The organism is Rickettsia endosymbiont of Ixodes scapularis (assembly GCF_000160735.1).
Taxonomy (GTDB): domain Bacteria; phylum Pseudomonadota; class Alphaproteobacteria; order Rickettsiales; family Rickettsiaceae; genus Rickettsia; species Rickettsia tamurae.
Genome location: NZ_CM000770.1, coordinates 923,618 through 926,483, shown reverse-complemented (window position 1 = coordinate 926,483; position 2,866 = coordinate 923,618). Strand labels below are relative to the sequence as shown.

Sequence of the window (2,866 nt, the reverse complement as noted above, 5' to 3'; positions counted from 1 at the left end):
TTTACAGTTAATAATTTTAATACTAAAATTATGGCAATAGGATGATATAATTTTTTTAAACTTATTTCATGGTGGTTAAACATGACTAAAAGAAAATTGGATTGTGTAATCAAGGAGAGTATACAAATTAATACAATAAATAAGAAAAGTAAACTAGTAGATGATTCTGAAAAATATTCAACTAATCGGGACTCTAATAATATGTTAACTAATACAGAACTCTATTCCAATAAAAATATTAAGTTGGTATTGTTACATCATATGCAAGATAAAGTAATAGATGTAGATATCTTTGATTATGATGTTAATAAGGAAAAAGAAGAGCAATGGAATAAACAACAAAAAAAATTAATAAAGAAATTAAAATTTGATCTCTATAAATTTGAATCATCACAATTAACAGAAAAATTTTATATACTTGGACAAAAAGATAATAATGCTATTATTACAGCAGCTTCTATTATTAGATTCTTTACACAAGATGGTGGACAACAGGCAATTAAAATAATTGCTTTAATAGACTATGGCTGTGTATTTGAGCTTTTTAGCCAACTTAATGAAGATAGTATGTTTAATGACATAGATATAAATATATTATCCAAAAGAAGAAGTGGAACATTAATAAAAAGTGAAGGAATAGATATTGGTAAGTTTATAGAAGTAATTAAGCTAAGAATCAATAATATTGATAATCCAATAAATATAGATGAGGATATTAAAAAAGTCATTGAAGTACCAAGTAGTAACTATAAAATTGCTCACCAAGAAATTGTAGATAAGTATAAAATTGAGTTTCAAAATAATGAAGGGAAAGGTAATTATAGTAGTGCAGAAGATGAAATATTAGATATAATAGATCACATAAAAGATACTATCGAGCACGAAGAAATAATATGTAAAGTAGTAGAACAGCTAATTACTAGAGCTGTTAAAAAAAGCGAAAAAGGAGAAAAAAACTTATCTTGGGATATAAGTGTAATAGATAATGAGGGAAGGACACGTAATAACAAGGAAGTAAAATTAAATGATAGGGAAGCTATTGAAATATTTGCAAAAGCAGTAGAAAAATGGGATTTAGAATTATTTAAAGAAGCTAAAGATAAGTCCAAAGATTTTGCAAAGTTAGTAGATTATTTTAATGAAGAAATAAAAAATAAGTTTTGGGTACATTTTTATAATAATATTTATTATCAAGGCCGTTTTACAGAAGAACTAAATATTGCTAAATTACTTAGCACTAAGATAGAATATAATAATTATATACAAAAAATTTCCGATGGATATGCATTCTTAATAAGCAACATACCAAGTATTTGGGATAAGTTAAAGCAAGAACAGTTGTGTAGCATTAATCAGTTATCTAAGAGTGACAAGATATCTAAAGATTTAATAGCAATAATAGAAGGAAAGATAAATCCAGTACAAGCTCAGCAGAATAATAATATTAATGATGATGCGGCCAGCAATAATATACAAAACATTAATATATACAACAAAGCAGACAATAATTGTGTTAATAATGAGGATCAAGCAGACTTACTGGTAGGTAATTTTGTTGTACCTACTGTTCACTTTCATCATCAAGAGAATATTGAATTAGATTTAATAGGTAATATTGAATAATTAACGAAAACAAGGAAATATTATGCCACAAGCTGCACAACCTCTAGCACCACAAGATGAAAAATTAGTACAGAATATTAATGGTTATTTTTTAACTCAAGATGAACGTAGTAAAACTGAGTTTTTACGAGGCATTAATGGTTGGTTGCAAGATAATGCATTACAGAAATATCAAAAACATGATAAAATATCAGCAACTTATTTAGCACATATATTAAAGACACATAAGAAATCTATATTTGATCGCGATATTGTGCAGAAGTGTTTGAAGAAATGGTTGAAGAAGGAAGCCGAAGCAATTTTAGATTTTTTTAGAAGTGAAGAAGATACTCAAGATTTATATGATGAGTTTATAAAGTACAAAGATAAATATTATCCTGAGCACAGTACTCAGGCAATAAGAGAACTAAATAGTAAAATGAATGAGGCTTTAGGTTATTTAGGAGTTGCTTCTATTGATAAAAATTTATTAATAACTCAACAAGAGATATTACCGCTTATTAGAGAAAAAAGGTTAGATACAATAAAAGAATACTTAAAAGATATAGGTAAAAGTACCAGAATAAATACCAATATAACAAAAGATAAGGTAAAAGATTTATTTAAAGATAGTGTATTAGCAGAGCATATACAATCTTATATTAAGGTAACTAGCCAAAATAATCCTGAAGCAAATGATGACAGAGTAGTGGATCCCGATTTTGATGAGAATGATCATAATAATTTTGATAGAACAGATGAAACATATAAAACTTTTTTAAAGGACATTAAGAGTGTACAGAGTAGATATGACAATCTAAATAAGCAAGATGCTCGGGCAATAGATAAGGCATTATGGGTACTTGCTTCAACTGATAAACAAAGAGATAAAATATTTGAAGAATTAAAGGAATATCGTACTGATAAACTTAAAATAAACTTATCTGTAATAGAGGAAAAGAATAAATTTACAATTCAGGTAAGTAAGTTAGAAAGAATTACTAGTGGTAATGAAAATAATCATGTTGTACCAGTATCTGTATTTTTAAAATCTTTAAAATATAGCCTAAGTAACCAAGAATTTAATAATATTAAAGAAATATTTGGTAAATTATGTTACTTTTATGGAAGGGATTATGAAAAAAGTGTAATTTATGAGTTTTTAAGGGATAAGATAGTTAACACCAGAAGTATTTCTAATACTGATTTAAGATTATTACTAGAAGATAGTATAATCCCTTTTATATATTCTCATTGGAATGAA

At 26.4% G+C, this 2,866-nt stretch carries 2 protein-coding genes; both read left to right on the top strand.

Annotated features, from left to right (window positions below; all coding sequences use genetic code 11):
- Positions 1-81 precede the first annotated feature (81 nt).
- Positions 82-1,623, top strand: coding sequence for a hypothetical protein (locus REIS_RS04700; RefSeq protein ID WP_037214484.1), 1,542 nt, complete (start codon positions 82-84; stop codon positions 1,621-1,623).
- A gap of 22 nt (positions 1,624-1,645) precedes the next feature.
- A partial coding sequence (locus tag REIS_RS04695; protein WP_008580127.1) for a hypothetical protein occupies positions 1,646-2,866 on the top strand: 1,221 nt, incomplete at its 3' end.